The sequence below is a fragment of the Ideonella sp. sgz306126 genome (genome assembly GCF_056032705.1).
In genome coordinates, this window is record NZ_JBVYWP010000006.1 from 39,958 (window position 1) to 57,045 (window position 17,088).

Sequence of the window (17,088 nt, forward strand, 5' to 3'; positions counted from 1 at the left end):
TCTGGAATTCATTCCAACCCGGGTCTGCCGACGTCAAGTTGCCGCGCCGCAAAAAGCGGGACGAACCGCCGGTGCCGCCCGGTCTGCTTTGATGTCGGTCAGACTTCGTCGCCGCACGATGATGCGTGCGCGCCACAGCCTGCGCGGCGGACGTGCCCGCGAATCAGCCCAGCCGGAAGACCGCCACGGCCGTGGCGAGCTGCTGTGCCTGGGCCCTCAGGCTCTCGGCCGCCGCGGCGCTCTGCTCGACCAGCGCGGCGTTCTGCTGGGTCACCTGATCCATCTGGCCGACGGCCTCGCCGACCTGGGCGACGCCGGTGCTCTGCTCGGTGCTGGCCGCGCTGATCTCGCCCATGATGTCCGTCACGCGGCGGATCGCGCCGACCACTTCGGCCATCGTCGCGCCGGCTTGGTCGACCAGCGCCGTGCCCTGCTCGACGCGCTCGACGCTGCTGTTGATCAGGCTCTTGATCTCCTTGGCCGCGGCGGCGCTGCGCTGCGCCAGGCTGCGTACCTCGGCCGCCACGACGGCGAAGCCGCGGCCCTGCTCGCCCGCGCGGGCGGCCTCGACGGCGGCGTTCAGTGCCAGGATGTTGGTCTGGAACGCGATGCCGTCGATCACGCCGATGATGTCGGCAATGCGCTTGCTGCCATCGTTGATGCCGCGCATGGTGTCCACCACCTGGCCCACCACCTGCCCCCCCTTGGCCGCGACCGTCGAGGCGCCCAGGGCCAGCTGGTTGGCCTGGCGGGCGTTGTCGGCGTTCTGCCGGACGCTGGCGCTCAGTTGCTCCATCGAGGCGGCGGTCTGCTCCAGCGCGCTGGCCTGGTGCTCGGTGCGCTCGCTCAGGTCCAGGTTGCCCTGCGCGATCTGCGCGCTGGCGGTGGCCACGCTGTCGGAGTTCTGCCGCACGTTGCCCACCACCCGCGTCAGCGAGACCTGCATGTCGTTCAGCGAGCTCAGCATCTGGCCCATCTCGTCGCGCGACGAGACGCTCACCGTGCCGGTCAGGTCGCCCTCGGCGATGCGTTGCGCCAGGGCCCGCGCGGACTGCGCCGGAGCGATGATCGAGCGGGCGATCGCCATGCCCAGCCACAGCGCGAGCGCCGTCATCGCCGCCATGCCGGCCAGCACCGCGCCTTCGACCGCGCGGGTCTGATGCAGGCGGTGGGTCAGCGTGGTGTCGAGCTGACGGCTGGCCTCGGCATTGATCGCGTAGACGCTGTCGATGGCGGACGTGACCGCGCTGAAGTAGTCGTCCGGCGAGGCGCTCAGCGCGTCGGTGTCCAGCACCTGCTGCTTGGCCAGACGAAGGGCCTGGGCGACCTGGCTATGCGCGCTCTGCAGCACGCCACCCAGCGCGGCCTTGAACGCCGGTTGGGCATCGAAGGACTTGTCCAGCGTGAGCGTCATGTCGTGCAGACCGCCGTCGGCACGCGCCAGCAAGCTGGTCAAGACCGCCCGCTGGTCGGGCGAAATTTCCTTTCTGGCCAGCACCAGCGAGCCCAGCGCGCGCGCCTGGCCCAGCGCCTCGGTCATGCGCGGCATCTGCTGCAAGGTGGCGATGGCCAGGAAATAGCTGGCCGGGTCCGAGTCGAGCGTCAGACCGGAGCGATCGGCCAGGCGGTCGCTCAGTTCGATCTCGCTGGCGATCAGTGCGGTGTGGCGCGCACCGCTGGCGGCGCTGTCGATCTCTCGGTGACTGACGGCCTGCGACACGCTTTGCCACTGCGCCACGGCGCGCGCCCAATCGGCCTGGATGCGCGGGCCGAAGTCCCCGGCCTTGAGCTGGGCGTCGAACGCGCTGACGGCCTGGTCGACCTGCGCCTGCCGGGCCTGCCGCTGGGCTTCGGCGTTGGCGTTGCCGCCCATCACGCTGGCCGACAGCCCGCGGTGTTGCTGGGTCAGCTGGATCACGCGCAGCAGCGAGCGAACCGGTGGCATCCCTGCGAGCTCGCTGCGCATGCCGGCCACGGCCTGCTGCGCCTCCTGGAGATACAGCCCGGTCGGGGCGGCCACCAGCAGCGCGGTGACGGGGATCAGCAGGCCGAGTTTGGCGGACAGGCGCAGTTGGGCGAGGAAGGAGGTCACGATCAGCCTTGTATCGAGACGGCGACGGGCTGCATGGCGGTGTCACGCAAGGCCCGTCCCGCGTCTGACCCCACTCTCGGCCGAACTCACCCCCCGCTTGAGCGGATCAGCGGGGCGTTTGCCGCCCATTCGCGCATAACCCGCTCCGGCTTGATGCAGGTCAACAGCGTGACCGCGCCGTACCGCGTCACAGCCCCAGGCGGCGGCACAGCGCCAGCACCGTGGCCGACTGGTTCATCGTGTAGAAGTGCAGGCCGGGCACACCCTGGCCGCGCAGGCGCTCGCACAGCGCGGTCACCACGTCCAGGCCGAAGGCCTTGATGCTGGCGCCGTCGTCGCCGAAGCTCTGCAGGCGCAGCCGGATCCAGCGCGGCACGTCGGTGCCGCAGTTGTCGGCGAAGCGCAGGATGCCGCTGGCGTTGGTGATCGGCATGATGCCGGGCACGATGGGCACGTCGATCCCCAGCGCATGCGCCTCGTCGACGAAGCGGAAGTACGCATCGGCGTTGAAGAACATCTGGGTGATCGCCGAATCGGCGCCGGCCGCGACCTTGGTCTGGAAGGCGCGCAGATCGGCCTCCGGCGAGCGCGCCTGCGGGTGCATCTCGGGGTAGGCGGCGACCTCCAGGTGGAAGTGGTCGCCGGTTTCGGCGCGGATGAAGGCCACCAGGTCCGAGGCATGGCGGAACTCGCCGAAGCTGCCGTAGCCGCTGGGCAGGTCGCCGCGCAGCGCGACGATGCGCCGCACGCCCATCGCCTTGAACTGCGCCAGCCGGTCGCGGATCGCCTGCGCCGTGGCGCCGATGCAGCTGAAGTGCGGCGCGCCGCTGCGGCCCTCGTCGAGGATGGCCTGCACGGTCTGCAGGGTGCCGTCCTGGGTCGAGCCGCCCGCGCCGTAGGTCACCGAGCAGAAGACCGGCTGCAGCGCATACAGCTCGGCGCGCGCCGCGGCCAGCTTGGTCACGCCCTCGGGCGTCTTGGGCGGGAAAAACTCCAGGCTGAGCGGGAAATGGGGGGTTGCAGTCATCGTGTTCACTCGGGAGCCGCTAGGCGCGTCGCCTGGAGGAAAAACTCTTTGTTGCCGTCGCCGCCGCTGACCGGGCTGTCGCGCCACGCGACGACGGCGAGGCCGCATTTCTCGCAGGCCTTGCGCAGCCGCCGCTCGACATGCGGGTAGGCGCTGGCGTGCTTGACCAGGCCCTTCTTGCTGATCTCGGCGGGCTGCAGCTCGAATTGCGGCTTGACCAGCATCAGCAGCGTGCCGTCGGCGGCCAGCAGCGGCGCCAGCGCCGGCAGCACCAGGGTCAGCGAGATGAACGACAGATCGCCGGTGATGAAGCCGAAGCCGCCCCCCGGCGCGTACAGACCGAAGCTCTCGGTCGTCAGGTGGCGCGCATTGACGCCTTCGAACGCGATCACGCGCTCGTCCGCGGCCAGCTTGGCATGCAGCTGACCGTGGCCCACGTCGACGCCGACCACGCGCGCGCAACCGGCGGCCAGCAGCACCTCGGTGAAGCCGCCGGTGCTCTGGCCGACATCGAGCGCGATGCGGCCGTGCAGGTCGAGCCCGGCCTCGCGCAGCGCGCCTTCGAGCTTGAGGCCGCCGCGCGAGACCCAGCGCAGTTCGGCGTCGTCGGTGACCTCCAGCTGGCAGCCGTCCGGCAATTCGTCGCCCGATTTCTTGGGCACCTGCCAGCCCTGCGGGCCGAGCCAGCGCACCGCCCCTTGCGCAATCAGCCGCTGGGCGGCCGAACGCGTCGGTGCCAGGCCTTGCTGGACGATCAGTTGGTCGGCTCGCACCGCGTCAATACCGGTAGGTGTCGGGCTTGTACGGGCCCTGCTTGGGCACGCCGATGTAGGCGGCCTGCTCGTCGGTCAGCTCGGTCAGCATCGCGCCCACCTTCTTCAGGTGCAGGCGCGCCACCTTCTCGTCCAGGTGCTTGGGCAGCACGTAGACCTTGCCCACGTCGTAGCCCTCGGGGTGGGTGAACAGCTCGATCTGCGCGATGGTCTGGTTCGCGAAGCTGGACGACATCACGAAGCTGGGGTGGCCGGTGCCGCAGCCCAGGTTCACCAGCCGGCCCTTGGCCAGCAGGATGATGCGCTTGCCCGGCTTGCCATCCTGCGACGGGAAGATCACGTGGTCGACCTGCGGCTTGATCTCTTCCCACTCGTAGCCGGCGAGCGAGGCGACGTCGATCTCGTTGTCGAAGTGGCCGATGTTGCAGACGATGGCCTGGTCTTTCATCGCCGCCATGTGCTCGTGTCGGATCACGCTCTTGTTGCCGGTGGTGGTGACGAAGATGTCGGCCTTGTCGGCGGCGTACTCCATCGTCACGACCTTGTAGCCTTCCATCGCTGCCTGCAGCGCGTTGATCGGGTCGATCTCGGTCACCCAGACCTGGGCGCTGAGCGCGCGCAGCGCCTGGGCCGAGCCCTTGCCCACGTCGCCGTAGCCGGCCACGCAGGCCACCTTGCCGGCGATCATCACGTCGGTGGCGCGCTTGATGCCGTCCACCAGCGACTCACGGCAGCCGTAGAGGTTGTCGAACTTGCTCTTGGTGACCGAGTCGTTGACGTTGATCGCGCGGAACAGCAGCGTGCCGGCGGCGCTCATCTCCTTCAGGCGGTGCACGCCGGTGGTGGTCTCCTCGGTGACGCCGATGATCTCGCGGCTCTTGCGGGTGTACCAGGTCGGGTCCACCGCCAGCTTGGCCTTGATCGCTGCGAACAGCTCGGTCTCTTCCTCGCTCTTGGGGTGGGCGATCACCGACAGGTCGCGTTCGGCGCGCTGGCCCAGGTGCATCAGCAGCGTCGCGTCGCCGCCGTCGTCGAGGATCATGTTCGGGCCTTCACCGGCGGTGCCGGCGGCGCCGAACTCGAAGATGCGGTGGGTGTAGTCCCAGTAGTCCTTGAGCGTCTCGCCCTTGTACGCGAACACCGGCGTGCCGCGCTCGACCAGGGCGGCGGCGGCATGGTCCTGGGTCGAGAAGATGTTGCACGAGGCCCAGCGCACCTGGGCGCCCAGGGCCTGCAAGGTTTCCACCAGCACGGCGGTCTGGATGGTCATGTGCAGCGAACCGGTGATGCGGGCGCCCTTCAGGGGCTGCCTGGCAGCGAATTCCTCGCGGATCGCCATCAGGCCGGGCATCTCGGTCTCGGCGATCCTGATCTCCTTGCGGCCCCATGCGGCAAGGGACAGGTCGGCAATGGTGTAGGCCTCGGTGGGCTGGGTCTTGTCGGGCGCGTTCATCGGCCTGGCTCCAATCAGAAAACTGAGGGGCCCGCATTGCAGAGCAGCCACGCCGGGGAGGGAGATGGACACGACTCACCCACGGTTGATGCGATGCGGGTGAGCGCCGTTGCCTTGTGAAGGGTTCCGAGCCTGGGGCTTCGCGGGGAAGCCTTGCAACGCTCCTCGGAACGGACGCCATTCTAGCGGGCCGCCCGCCGCCGTGGGCGGCCCGCACGGACCTCAGCTGTTGCCGCCCGAGGCCAGCTGGTCCTCGAAGCCATTGGGCACCAGCGAGGGCCGGCCGACGATCAGCGGGTCCACCGGTCCCATCGCGGCGAGGTCCTTCCTGCCGTACGGCAGGCGGTGCAGCACGAAGCGCATCGCGTTCAGCCGTGCGCGCTTCTTGCAGTCCGACTTGATCACCGTCCACGGCGCGTCCGAGGTGTCGCAGTGCAGGAACATCGCCTCCTTGGCGCGGGTGTAGTCGTCCCATTTGTCGAGGCTGGCCATGTCGATCGGGCTCAGCTTCCACTGCTTGAGCGGGTGCAGCTTGCGCTCCTTGAAGCGGCGGCGCTGCTCGTCGCGGCTGACCGAGAACCAGAACTTGAACAGGTGCACGCCCGAGCGCACCAGCTGGCGCTCGAACTCGGGCGCCTGGCGCAGGAACTCGTCGTATTCGTGGTCCGAGCAAAAGCCCATCACCCGTTCGACGCCGGCGCGGTTGTACCAGCTGCGGTCGAACATCACGATCTCGCCGCGCGTGGGCAGGTGCGAGATGTAGCGCTGGAAGTACCACTGGCCGCGTTCGACCTCGCTGGGTTTTTCCAGCGCCACCACGCGCGCACCGCGGGGGTTCAGATGCTCCATGAAGCGCTTGATCGTGCCGCCCTTGCCGGCGGCGTCGCGGCCCTCGAACAGGATCACCACCCGCTGGCCGGTTTCCTTGACCCAGGCCTGCAGCTTCAGCAACTCGACCTGCAGCCGGTACTTCTGTCGCTCGTAGTTCTTGCGCGACAGCAGGTTCTTGTACGGGTAGGCGCCTTCGCGCCAGCCGGCCGAGAGCTCCAGATCGGGGTCGAGCGCGCCGGGCGTCGGCGCCTTGTGGCGCACCAGCGTGCGGCGCAGTGCCCTGACGTCGTCCGGCGACGCGCCGTCGATCAGCGCCTTGACCTGGCCCAGCCACGCCGGGTCGGGGGCGCTGGCGCCCGGCGGCGTCAACAGGTCGCCGACCACGGCCGCCTGCACCACGCGGGCGGCCTCGGTGGCTTCCCGGGCAGCGTAGTCCAGGTGGCCGCGAGCGGTCTTGCGCGGTGCGACGTCGCCGCCGCTGGCGCGACGGGCGGCGGCGCCCTTGCCTCGCGGTGCCTTGGAGGTGGGGGACGGGCGTTTGGAGCGGGAGGTGGTGGCCATCGAGATCGTGTCCGGAAACCCTGAAGCCGCCCATCATGAATCCAGCGTGGCTTGTCCGCTTGATGCGGGTCAAGGTTCGCGGGCGAGGCGCCGCAGACCGGTCGGGCACCCCTCGTCTCGGTGGCCGACGTCGCGGACCGCCTTGGCCGAGGTGTCCGGCGCTCGGCTGGCGCCAGACCGCGTCGGCGAGAGCGCCCGGCCCGGCCTTCAGTCCAGCCCCAGAAACGTGCTGAAGCGCTGCAGTTCTTCGTCCAGCGCCTGGCCGAACCCGGCGTCGCTCGGTCGGCGGTCCACGTAGCCCAGCTCGGGGATCAGCCGGCCCGCTTCCACCTTGAGGTTGCCCCAGCCGATCACGGCGTCGCGCCAGAGCAGCGGCAGCGCATAGTGGCCGCGCAGCCGCCTGGCCGCTGGCGTGTAGGCCTCGAATCGGTAGGCCCAGCCCCAGAAGTGCTCGAAGCGGCGGCGGTCCCACACCACCGGGTCGAACGGCGCCAGCAGGCGCACCGCGTCGGCGACCCGGTGGCGCCGCGACGCGGGCTGCTCGTCGGCCGGCCAGTACCAGGCCACGCCGTCGATCGTCGCGCCGGCCAGCCTCGCCTTGGCGCGGGCCAGGGCCCGGGCACGCTCGGTCCGCCACTGCGGCGCCCCGCCGCCCAGGTGGCTGACCAACTGGCCCAGCGTGGCGGCCGGCAACGGGGCGTACTTGCGCACCACGATGTCGACCAGCGCGTCCATCGCCGCCACCGGGTCGGCCGGCTCGGGCGTGGCGTCGCGGGCGGCATAGAGCCGCACGCCGCCGTCGCGCCGCGCCACGCGCAGCAGGCCGCGGTAATGCATGCCTTCCAGCAGCTGCGTCGACGCGTTCGACGCGCCGCCGAACCAGTTCCGCACCTTGCCGTGGGCGAATTGCGCGTCGACCTCGCGCGGGTGGACCACGCCGCGCTCGCGCACGAACGCCAGCACCGCCTCGGCCTGCCGCCATTGCGTCGCCGGCCAGGCGGTGCGGGGCTGGCGCGGGTGCATCAAGGCCTGGGTGGCGCGTGGCACGAAACCGTAGTTGACGAAGAAGTCCTCCTCGACGCCCAACCGTGGGTAGCGCCGTTCCAGGTCGCCGGCGCGGTAGCCGTTGACGCGGTGTCGCAGCGTCAGGTCCTGCGCGCGGGCCGGGGCGCGCAGCGGGTCGGCCTGGACGAAGCCCAGGCGGGCGATCGCCCGTGGCAGCGTGGTCGGGCTGAACAGGCTGCGGGCGATGGCATGGCGGCGCAGGTCGGCCAGGGTGGGCGTCTTCATGGCGCCGATGATGCCGCAGCGCGGCCGGGCGAAAATGGCCGCCCCGACCACTTGCCGCGAGCGCCGCCATGACCACCCTCGGAACCCCCCTGTCCCCTTCGGCCACCCGCGTGATGCTGCTGGGTTCCGGCGAACTCGGCAAGGAGGTGCTGATCGCACTGCAGCGCCTGGGCGTCGAGACCATCGCGGTCGATCGCTACGACAACGCGCCCGGCCAGCAGGTGGCGCACCACGCCCGCACCCTCGCGATGAGCGACCCGGCGGCGCTGCGCGCGCTGATCGAGGCCGACAAGCCGATGCTGGTGGTGCCCGAGATCGAGGCCATCGCCACCGCCGAACTGCAGGCCCTGGAGGCCGAAGGCAAGGTGCGCGTGATCCCCACGGCCCGTGCCGCACGCCTGACCATGGACCGTGAAGGCATCCGCCGACTGGCCGCCGAGACCCTGGGTCTGCCGACCAGCCCCTACCGGTTCTGCGATTCGCTGGCCGAGCTGCAGGCGGCGATCGATGGCGGCATCGGCTACCCCTGCATCGTCAAGCCGGTGATGAGCAGCTCCGGCAAGGGCCAGAGCAAGATCGATGGCCCGGCCGATGTGCAAAAGGCCTGGGACTACGCGATGGCCGGCGGCCGCGTCAGCCATGGCCGCGTGATCGTCGAGGGCTTCATCGATTTCGACTACGAGATCACGCTGTTGACCGTGCGCGCGATGGACGCCGCGGGGCAGGTGCGGACGCAGTTCTGCGACCCGATCGGCCACGTCCAGGTCGGCGGCGACTACGTCGAGAGCTGGCAGCCCCACCCGATGCAGCCGGCGGCGCTGGCACGGGCGCGCGACATTGCCGAGGCGGTGACGCAAGACCTGGGTGGGCTGGGCCTGTTCGGCGTGGAGCTGTTCGTCAAGGGCGACCAGGTCTGGTTCAGCGAGGTCAGCCCGCGGCCTCACGACACCGGCATGGTCACGATGATCACGCAGTGGCAGAACGAGTTCGAGCTGCACGCCCGCGCGATCCTGGGCCTGCCGGTCGACACGTCGCTCAAGAGCCCGGGCGCCAGCGCCGTGATCTACGGCGGCGTCGAGGCTGCCGGCATCGTGTTCGACGGCGTGGACGAGGCGCTGCGCGTGCCGCACAGCGAGATCCGCCTGTTCGGCAAGCCCGAGAGCTTCGTCAAGCGCCGCATGGGCGTGGCCCTGGTGCACGACGCCGACGTGGAGACGGCCCGGCGCCAGGCCAAGCTCGCCGCGTCCAAGGTGCGTCCGCGCAAGGCTTGAGCGGGTACCGCCATCGTCCTACACTGGTTTTCCAACAGGGAAAACAGGAGGGCGCGATGCGATCGACCAAGATGACGGGGGGACGCGCGCTGGCCGCGGCGGCGGTGCTCTCGCTGCTGGGCGCGTGTGGCGGGGGCGGCGGTTCGAGCGGCGCCGGCGGCGGCACGGCGGTCGCGCTGGCGATCACCGCGGACAACGCGCCGGCGGTCGCGCGGGCGGCGGTGACGGGCATCAATGCCGGCCAGCTGGCGGGCAGCACGGGCGGTGGGCTGGTCGCCGGGAGCGCGAACGTCGCGGGTCTCGCACTGGCGCATCGGGCGCAGGCGCTGGCCGTGAATGCGGCGCAGCGCACCGCGGCCGGCGTGACGCTGACTTGCAGCGTATCGGGCTCGATCGTCGCGAACGTCACCGACCTCAACGGCGACGGCAAGCTCGACCTGGCGGGGGAGGGCGCCAGCATCACGGCCTACCAGTGCGACGAGGGCACCGGCAACGTGATCAACGGCAGTTTCTCGCTGCAGCTGACCCGCTATGTCGACAGCGGCAACTTCTCTCTGGCGATGAACTTCGCCGGCCTGAGCGACGCCGACGCGGCGCAGGGCCTGACCGAGACGATCAACGGCAACCTGAGCATCGGTGTGGCCAACAGCAGCCAGTACACGGTGGCCAGCGACAGCTTCAGCGCCACCGACGTGACCGTGGCCGGCACGCGCACCGTGAGCGTGCAAGGCTTTGCGGCCAGCATCACCGACGGCGGCAGCCAGATCAGCGAAACCCTGTCCGGCACCTTCGCCAGCAGCGAGTTCGGCGGCGGCTCGGTGCAGATCAGCACCCCGGTGCCGCTGGTCCAGCTGACCGGCGACAGCTTTCCGTCGCAGGGCGAGGTGCTGGTCACCGGCAGCGCCGGTTCGGCGCTGAAGATCGACGTGCTGAGCAACACCCAGGCCCAGCTCTCGCTCGATGCCAACGGCGACGGCAGTTTCGAGAGCGTGACCACGGTGGGCTGGTCGTCGATCACCTGAGTCCGCACAGGCGATCCGCCGCCGGGCAGGTGGGCGGCGGCTGAACGACAATACGGGCGCGGCGCCGATCTGCCGTGCCCTCTTTTTGCCGGCCTCCGTGCCGCCTCGCGATGTCGCCGACGCCCCCTCTCTCGCCTTCCCCCGACGCTGCTGACGCGGCCGCCCTGCCGCCGGACGCCGCCGAGTCGCCCCTGACCGAGAGCGCTGCCGAGCCGCCTGACGCGAGCCGGTTGCCGTCCGATGTCGATCCGGCGGCCGAGCCGCCGGCCGGCGCCGGCGCGCCGCCGCGCGATCTCAGCCCGGCGGCCTGCGCGCGCGAGCTCAAGACGCGCTTCCCGGCCCTGTTCGGCGACGCGCCCAAGCCGATCAAGCTGCGCATCCAGGCCGACATCCAGCAGCGCGCGCCGGGCGTGTTCAGCAAGAAGGCCTTGTCGATCTTCCTGCACCGCCACACCGGCAGCACCGGCTACCTGATGGCGCTGTCGCGGGCCAAGTCGCGCTTCGACCTCGACGGCCAGCCGGCCGGTGAGCTGAGTGACGAGCATCGCCAGCTGGCCGCCGAGGAGCTCAAGCGCCGCCGCGCCCTGCACGAAGAGCGCCGTGCCCAGGAGGAGGCGCAATGGCTGAACCGGGCGCACCTGCTGAGGGATTTCGACAGCACGACGCTGACCCGCGCCAACTTCTGCGCGCTCAAGGGCGTGGCCGAAGACGAGCTGGACGGCCTGCTGGACATCGCCCGGCGCGAGAAGGCCGAGTGGGAGGCACGCCGCCCGTCGATGCCCGAGCGGCGCGACGGCCGCCCGGCCCGGCCCGGCGGCGGCCGGCCGCAGGGGCCTGCGGGCGAGCGCGGGGCGCGCCCGGCCGGTGGCGCGCCGCGGCGAGAGCGGCCGGGCGGCCGCTGAACCGCAGACGCCGGCCGGCGGTCGTTCAGAGCGACTGCAGGTAGACCGCCAGCGCCTGCATCTGCGCCACGGTGAGGTGACGGGTCTCGGCCTTCATCAGCACGCCGTGCGGGCGCAGGCGGGTGCCGAACACCTTCAACTGGCGCAGCAGGTAATCGGCCCGCTGGCCTGCCAGGCGCGGGAAGGTGGCGCTGCCTTCGGCCTGGTCGCCGTGGCAACCGGCGCAGGCGCGCACGCCGACGGCCGGCAGGCCTTGCGCGAACAGGCGCTGGCCCTCACGCCGCTGTGCGCGCGTGCCCTGGGTGCGTCCGGCCAGCGGCGTCTGGGCCGCGTAATAGTCGGCCAGGGCCTGGATGGCCGGGTCGTCCAGCAGGGCCGAGACGCCCCACATGTAGGCCTGGGTATCGGTCTCCGAGCGCTGCTGCGCGCGGAAGTCGGTCAGCTGGTGCACGATGTACAAGGCCGGCTGGCCGGCCAGCGCCGGGGTGGCGGTCGTCGTGCTGCGTCCTCCCTCGCCATGGCAGGACGCGCAGACGTGGATCGCGCGCCGCGCCGTCTCGTTCTCGGTCGGGGTGTCTTGCGCCATGGCGCTGCCGCCTCCCGCCGCCCACAGGCAGGCGAGCAGGGCGAGGCATCGGATGGTCTTGGGGCTTGCGGGCATGTCTCCTCCGGATCAAGAGGCCATCGCCGCTGCGAGGCCAGCCGGATGCGTTGCAAGACTGGGGCCGGGCAGCGCGTCGACGCCTTCCGGCCGCCGTGGCCCGGGGAGGCGCGCAGACCGGCCGGCCGGGGGACGGGTGCCGCGACGAACGGGCCCGGCGACAGCCTGTCTCGAAAAAAGGTCAGCGTGACACAGGATGCCCGGCCCGACCGGCATCGGTGTGGCGGCCATGACAGCCCGGCCGCTGCCCGCAGCGCGACCGCCTTGTGGTCTGCGTTCACGTCCGCTGCGCGGACATGAACTTCGCCCCAAGTCCCAGGGTTCGCCGGTGCGACCGCCGGGCCTGACAGCCCGGCCGCTGCCCCCAGCGCCTGGGGGAGCCTTTGGTCTCTGCTCACATCCGCTGCGCGGATATGAGCAGAGACCAAGATCAGACACGCTCGCCGTGCTCGGGGCCTTACAGGCCCGCGGCCGCGCGCAGCGTGGCCGCCTTGTCCGTTCTTTCCCAGCTGAATTCCGGCTCCTCGCGGCCGAAGTGGCCGTAGGCCGCGGTCTTCTCGTAGATCGGGCGCAACAGGTCCAGCATCTGGATGATGCCCTTGGGCCGCAGGTCGAAGTGCGCCTGCACCAGCGCGGCGAGCTTCTCGTCGGGCATCACACCGGTGCCCTCGGTGTAGATCGTCACGTTCATCGGCTGGGCCACGCCGATCGCGTAGGCCACCTGGATCTGGCACTGCTTGGCCAGCCCGGCGGCCACGATGTTCTTGGCCACGTAGCGCGCCGCGTAGGCCGCGCTGCGGTCGACCTTGGTCGGGTCCTTGCCCGAGAACGCGCCGCCGCCGTGCGGACAGGCGCCGCCGTAGGTGTCGACGATGATCTTGCGCCCGGTCAGGCCGCAGTCGCCTTGCGGGCCGCCGATGACGAAGCGCCCGGTCGGGTTGATCAGGTAGCGGGTGTTCTTCAGCCAGGCCTGGGGCAGCACCGGCTTGATGATCTCCTCGATGATGGCTTCGGTGAACGATGCCTTCATCTTCGTCGGCGTCTCGCTCTGGTCGGGGTGGTGCTGGGTGCTGAGCACCACGGTGTCGATGCTGTGCGGCTTGCCGTCGACGTAGCGCATCGTCACCTGGCTCTTGGCGTCGGGGCGCAGGAAGGGCAGGCGGCCGTCCTTGCGCAGCTGGGCCTGGCGCTCGACCAGGCGGTGCGCGTAGTAGATCGGCGCGGGCATCAGCTCGGGCGTCTCGTCGCAGGCGTAGCCGAACATCAGGCCCTGGTCGCCGGCGCCGGTGTTGAGGTGGTCGTCGCTGGCGTGGTCCACGCCCTGGGCGATGTCGTTGCTCTGCTTGTCGTAGGCCACCAGCACCGCGCAGCCCTTGTAGTCGATGCCGTACTCGGTGTTGTCGTAGCCGATGCGCTTGATGGTGTCGCGCGCGACCTGGATGTAGTCGACGTGGGCGTTGGTCGTGATCTCGCCGGCCAGCACGACCAGGCCGGTGTTGGTCAGGGTCTCGGCGGCGACGCGGCTGCGCGGGTCCTGCTTGAAGATCGCGTCCAGGATCGCGTCGGAGATCTGGTCGGCCACCTTGTCCGGGTGGCCTTCCGAGACCGACTCGGAGGTGAAGAGATAATCGTTCGCCATGGTGCTCACTTTTTCGGTTGCATGTTGACTGACGGCGTCGTCCAACTCGGCAACCTGGTGAGCGGCGAACGCTTTAGCGGCATTTGTGTCAGAGGCGATTCCGGGCGGACTCGCTCTGGCGGGCCTTTCGGAAAAGACCGGCATCGCCCCGCAAGTTGTCCTGTTAACTCGGCGATGGGCCCGATTTTATCCGAAGCATGATGTGGTTGCTGCGCTGGATCTCACGCTGGCCCCTGGGGTTATTGCACGCGGTCGGGGCGGGGCTGGGTTGGTTGACCTGGGCCTTGTCGGCCGATTACCGCCAGCGGCTGCGCGCCAACGCGGAGCTGGCCGGCGTGGCGGCGGCCGAGCGCCGGCGGGCCATCGGCGAAGCGGGCCGCATGGTCGCCGAGGTGCCCTGGCTGTGGCTGATGCCGGCGGAAGCCACGATCGCCGACCGGGTCCGCTGGGACGGTACCGAGCACATCGAGCGGGCGCTGGCCGAGCACCGCGGCACGCTGTTCCTGACGCCGCACCTGGGCAGCTTCGAAGTCTCGGCGCGGGCCGTGGTCGAGCGTTTCGGCGCGCGCCAACCCTTGACCGTGCTGTACCGCCCGGCGCGCCAGGCCTGGCTGCGCGAGATGGAGGAGACCTCGCGCCACCGGCCCGGGTTGGCCACCGCGCCAGCCTCGCTGGCCGGGGTGCGCCAGATGCTGCGCGCACTGCGACGCGGCGAGATGGTGGGCCTGCTGCCCGACCAGGTGCCGCCGCAGGGGCAGGGGGTGTGGGCGCCGTTCTTCGGCCGGCCGGCCTACACGATGACGCTGGCCACCCGGCTGGTGCAGCAGACCGGCGCGACGTTGCTGCTGCTGTGGTGCGAACGGCTGCCGCGCGGGGAGGGCTATGTCGTTCACATCCGCCCGATCGGCGCCGCCCTGCCTGCTTCCGGTGACGCCAGCGAGGCGGCCCAGGTGGCCGCGGCCACCGCGATCAACCGGGCGATGGAAGACCTGATTCGGGAATGCCCATCGCAGTACCTGTGGGGCTACCACCGCTACAAGAACCCCCGCGGCCCGGCGGCGGAGCCCGCGCCATGAGCCGGTCGCCGACCGGGGCCGCCGCCTGGGGCGCCCGGCTCGCGCTGGCGGTGCTCTGGCTGCTGCATGGGCTGCCGCTGGGCGCGCTCGCCGCCTTGGGCCAGGGACTGGGCGCGGTGCTCTACCGGGCGGGCGGTTCGCGTCGGCGCATCGCGCGGCGCAACCTGCAGCTGTGCCTGCCGGAGATGGACGCCGGCGAGCGCGAAGCCCTGGTGCGCCGCCACTTCGGCTGGCTGGGCCGCAGCATCCTGGAGCGCGGCGTGCTCTGGTACGCCAGCCCGGCGCGCCTGCGGCGGCTGATCCATGTCGAGGGCGACGTGGGCTTCGCCGGGCGCCATGCCGGCGCGGTGATGTGGCTGGTGCCGCACTTCGTCGCGCTCGACGTGGCCGGCGCGGCCACCGCGCTGTTCCAGCAGCGCTGGATCGGGTCGATCTACCAGCGGCAGAGCAACCCGGTGTTCGACCAGGCGATGAAGCAGGGCCGCCTGCGCCACGGCGGCGGCGAGGTCTTCTCGCGCCACGACACCGCGCTGCCGCTGGTGCGCGCGATCAAGCGCGGGGCGGTGTTCTTCAACCTGCCGGACATGGATTTCGGCCTTCGCGATGCGGCCTTCGTGCCCTTCTTCGGCGTGCCTGCGGCCACGCTGCTGGCCCCGGCGCGCATGGCAGCCAGCCTGAAGATGACGGTGCAGCCGGTGGTGGCCGAGATGCTGCCGGGCGGCCAGGGCTACCGCGTTCGCTTCCTGCCGCCCTGGACCGACTTCCCCAGCGGCGACGAGGTGGCCGACACCCGCCGCATCAACGCCTGGATCGAATCCGAGGTGCGCCGCAACCCGGCGCAGTACCTGTGGGTGCATCGGCGCTTCAAGACCCGTCCCGAGGGCGAGGCCAGCCTGTACGCCTGAGCGAGGGGCACCGGCCAGCGCTGATAATCGCGCCATGCGATGGCACTTCACCAAGATGCACGGCGCGGGCAACGACTTCGTCGTGCTCGACGCCACCCAGGCACCGTTCGCGCTCAGCGCGGCCCAGTTGCAGCGCCTGGGCGACCGGCGCTTCGGCGTCGGCGCCGATCAGATCCTGGTGGTCGAGCGCCCGACCCGTCCCGACGTGGATTTCCGCTACCGCATCTTCAACGGCAGCAGCGGGGCCGAAGTCGAGCACTGCGGCAACGGCGCGCGCTGCTTCGTGCGCTACGTGCGCGATCGCGGCCTGAGCGACAAGGACACGGTGCGGGTCGAGACCGTCAACAACCTGCTGACGCTGCAGCTGCAGGCGGATGGCCGCGTCACCGTCGACATGAACCAACCCCGCTTCAACCCCGAGAGCCTGCCGTTCGACGCCAGTGGCCTGACACCGCGCCCGGTCCATGGTTTCGAGCTCTGGCCGCTGGCGTTGCCGGGCGGGCCGACGGTCGAGGTCGCGCTGGTCTCGATGGGCAACCCGCATGCGGTGCAGCGGGTGGAGGACCTGAACCAGACGCCGGTGGCCCAGCTGGGGCCGCTGGTGGAATCGCACCCGCGCTTTGCGCGCAAGGTCAACGCCGGCTTCATGCAGGTGCAGGACCGCAGCCACATCGCGCTGCGCGTCTACGAACGCGATGCGGGCGAGACGCTGGCCTGCGGCACCGGCGCCTGCGCCGCGGTGGTGGCGGGCATCCGCCTGGGCTGGCTGGCGCCGCGCGTCGACGTGGACATGCGCGGCGGCCGTTTGACGGTCGAATGGGCCGGTGGCGACGCGCCGGTGCTGATGACCGGCCCCGCAGTGACGGTTTTTGAAGGAGACATCGAGCTGTGACGAGCACCCCCCCCCACGGCGTCCAGGGCATCACCGAAGACGACATCGCCGCCTACCTGGCCAACACCCCCGGTTTCTTCGAGCGCCATGCCGAGTTGCTGGCCACGGTGCAGCTGACCAGCCCGCACGGCCTGCGCGCGGTGTCGCTGCAGGAGCGCCAGATGGACCTGCTGCGCGAGCGCATCAAGGGCCTGGAGCGGCGCTTCATGGACATGGTGCGCGCCGGCAGCGACAACGCCGCGATCGCCCACCGCATGCATTTGTGGACCTGCGAGGTGCTGCGCGCGGACCACGCCGAGGCCTTGCACGAGGTGCTGGTCGACGGGCTCAGGCAGCAGTTCCTGATCCCGCAGGTGGCCGTGCGCGTCTGGGACGTCGCCGATGCCGAGCCCAGCTGGGCGGCCGGCGTCAGCGACGACGTGAAGACCTTTGCCGCCAGCCTCACCGTGCCGTACTGCGGCCTCAACGCCGGCTTCGAAGCCGCGCGCTGGTTGGGCGAGGGCGCGCCGGTGCAGTCGCTGGCGATGGTGCCGCTGCGCCGCAGCCCGGACGCCTCGGCCTGCTTCGGCCTGCTGGTGCTGGGCTCGCCCGATGCGCTGCGCTACCAGGCCGACATGGGCACCGAGTTCCTCGACCAGGTCGGCGACATCGCCGGCGCCGCGCTGGCACGGCTGCTGCCGGCCGATCGCTGAC

Annotated in this window: 15 protein-coding genes and 1 riboswitch; of the genes, 7 read left to right on the forward strand and 8 right to left on the reverse strand. The window is 70.8% G+C overall.

What is annotated here, in order from left to right:
• Window positions 1-163: 163 nt before the first annotated feature.
• From AC0N04_RS16430 to AC0N04_RS16455, 6 genes are all read right to left on the reverse strand, one after another.
• Complete coding sequence (locus AC0N04_RS16430) at window positions 164-2,092, reverse strand: methyl-accepting chemotaxis protein (protein WP_474283349.1); 1,929 nt, start codon at window positions 2,090-2,092, stop codon at window positions 164-166.
• Window positions 2,093-2,279: 187 nt separating this feature from the next.
• Entirely contained in the window at window positions 2,280-3,119 is an 840-nt protein-coding gene (gene metF / locus AC0N04_RS16435) for a methylenetetrahydrofolate reductase [NAD(P)H] (RefSeq protein WP_474283350.1), read from the reverse strand.
• 5 nt (window positions 3,120-3,124) lie between these two features.
• Window positions 3,125-3,892 carry a TlyA family RNA methyltransferase gene (locus AC0N04_RS16440; protein ID WP_474283351.1) on the reverse strand — a complete coding sequence of 256 codons (768 nt, stop codon included), beginning with the start codon at window positions 3,890-3,892 and terminating at the stop codon, window positions 3,125-3,127.
• A 4-nt stretch (window positions 3,893-3,896) separates the two neighbouring features.
• Window positions 3,897-5,345, reverse strand: a complete 1,449-nt coding sequence (gene ahcY / locus AC0N04_RS16445) for an adenosylhomocysteinase (RefSeq protein WP_474283352.1) — start codon at window positions 5,343-5,345, stop codon at window positions 3,897-3,899.
• Between the two features lie 94 nt (window positions 5,346-5,439).
• Window positions 5,440-5,518, reverse strand: a riboswitch (S-adenosyl-L-homocysteine riboswitch).
• A gap of 49 nt (window positions 5,519-5,567) precedes the next feature.
• Window positions 5,568-6,737: a polyphosphate kinase 2 gene (gene ppk2 / locus AC0N04_RS16450; protein WP_474283353.1), complete on the reverse strand. Its 1,170-nt coding sequence runs from the start codon at window positions 6,735-6,737 to the stop codon at window positions 5,568-5,570.
• Between the two features lie 207 nt (window positions 6,738-6,944).
• Window positions 6,945-8,027 (reverse strand): DNA glycosylase AlkZ-like family protein, encoded by a 1,083-nt coding sequence (locus AC0N04_RS16455; protein ID WP_474283354.1) that lies wholly within the window; start codon window positions 8,025-8,027, stop codon window positions 6,945-6,947.
• Between the two features lie 68 nt (window positions 8,028-8,095).
• On the opposite strand from AC0N04_RS16455, the gene purT reads away from it, so the two are divergent.
• The 3 genes from purT (at window position 8,096) to AC0N04_RS16470 (ending at window position 11,222) form a co-directional block, all read left to right on the forward strand.
• Window positions 8,096-9,298, forward strand: coding sequence for a formate-dependent phosphoribosylglycinamide formyltransferase (purT, locus tag AC0N04_RS16460; protein WP_474283355.1), 1,203 nt, complete (start codon window positions 8,096-8,098; stop codon window positions 9,296-9,298).
• Between the two features lie 56 nt (window positions 9,299-9,354).
• Window positions 9,355-10,320, forward strand: a complete 966-nt coding sequence (locus AC0N04_RS16465) for a hypothetical protein (RefSeq protein WP_474283356.1) — start codon at window positions 9,355-9,357, stop codon at window positions 10,318-10,320.
• A 110-nt stretch (window positions 10,321-10,430) separates the two neighbouring features.
• Complete coding sequence (locus AC0N04_RS16470; protein ID WP_474283357.1) at window positions 10,431-11,222, forward strand: ProQ/FINO family protein; 792 nt, start codon at window positions 10,431-10,433, stop codon at window positions 11,220-11,222.
• 25 nt (window positions 11,223-11,247) lie between these two features.
• Here the strand turns inward: AC0N04_RS16470 and AC0N04_RS16475 are convergent, their stop codons facing one another.
• Together AC0N04_RS16475 and metK are read right to left on the reverse strand one after the other, a co-directional pair.
• Window positions 11,248-11,883 carry a c-type cytochrome gene (locus AC0N04_RS16475; protein ID WP_474283358.1) on the reverse strand — a complete coding sequence of 212 codons (636 nt, stop codon included), beginning with the start codon at window positions 11,881-11,883 and terminating at the stop codon, window positions 11,248-11,250.
• A 457-nt stretch (window positions 11,884-12,340) separates the two neighbouring features.
• Complete coding sequence (gene metK, locus AC0N04_RS16480) at window positions 12,341-13,522, reverse strand: methionine adenosyltransferase (protein WP_474283359.1); 1,182 nt, start codon at window positions 13,520-13,522, stop codon at window positions 12,341-12,343.
• A 197-nt stretch (window positions 13,523-13,719) separates the two neighbouring features.
• On the opposite strand from metK, the gene AC0N04_RS16485 reads away from it, so the two are divergent.
• The 4 genes from AC0N04_RS16485 to AC0N04_RS16500 are packed head-to-tail and all read left to right on the forward strand — an operon-like array spanning window position 13,720 to window position 17,087.
• Window positions 13,720-14,598, forward strand: coding sequence for a lysophospholipid acyltransferase family protein (locus AC0N04_RS16485; RefSeq protein ID WP_474283360.1), 879 nt, complete (start codon window positions 13,720-13,722; stop codon window positions 14,596-14,598).
• On the forward strand, window positions 14,595-15,503 hold the full coding sequence (locus AC0N04_RS16490; protein ID WP_474283362.1) for an LpxL/LpxP family acyltransferase: 909 nt from the start codon (window positions 14,595-14,597) through the stop codon (window positions 15,501-15,503). Before AC0N04_RS16485 ends, AC0N04_RS16490 begins: the two co-directional genes overlap by 4 nt.
• 34 nt (window positions 15,504-15,537) lie before the next feature.
• On the forward strand, window positions 15,538-16,395 hold the full coding sequence (gene dapF, locus AC0N04_RS16495) for a diaminopimelate epimerase (protein WP_474283363.1): 858 nt from the start codon (window positions 15,538-15,540) through the stop codon (window positions 16,393-16,395).
• Window positions 16,392-17,087 (forward strand): DUF484 family protein, encoded by a 696-nt coding sequence (locus tag AC0N04_RS16500; RefSeq protein ID WP_474283364.1) that lies wholly within the window; start codon window positions 16,392-16,394, stop codon window positions 17,085-17,087. Before dapF ends, AC0N04_RS16500 begins: the two co-directional genes overlap by 4 nt.
• The last annotated feature ends 1 nt before the right edge of the window (window position 17,088 follow it).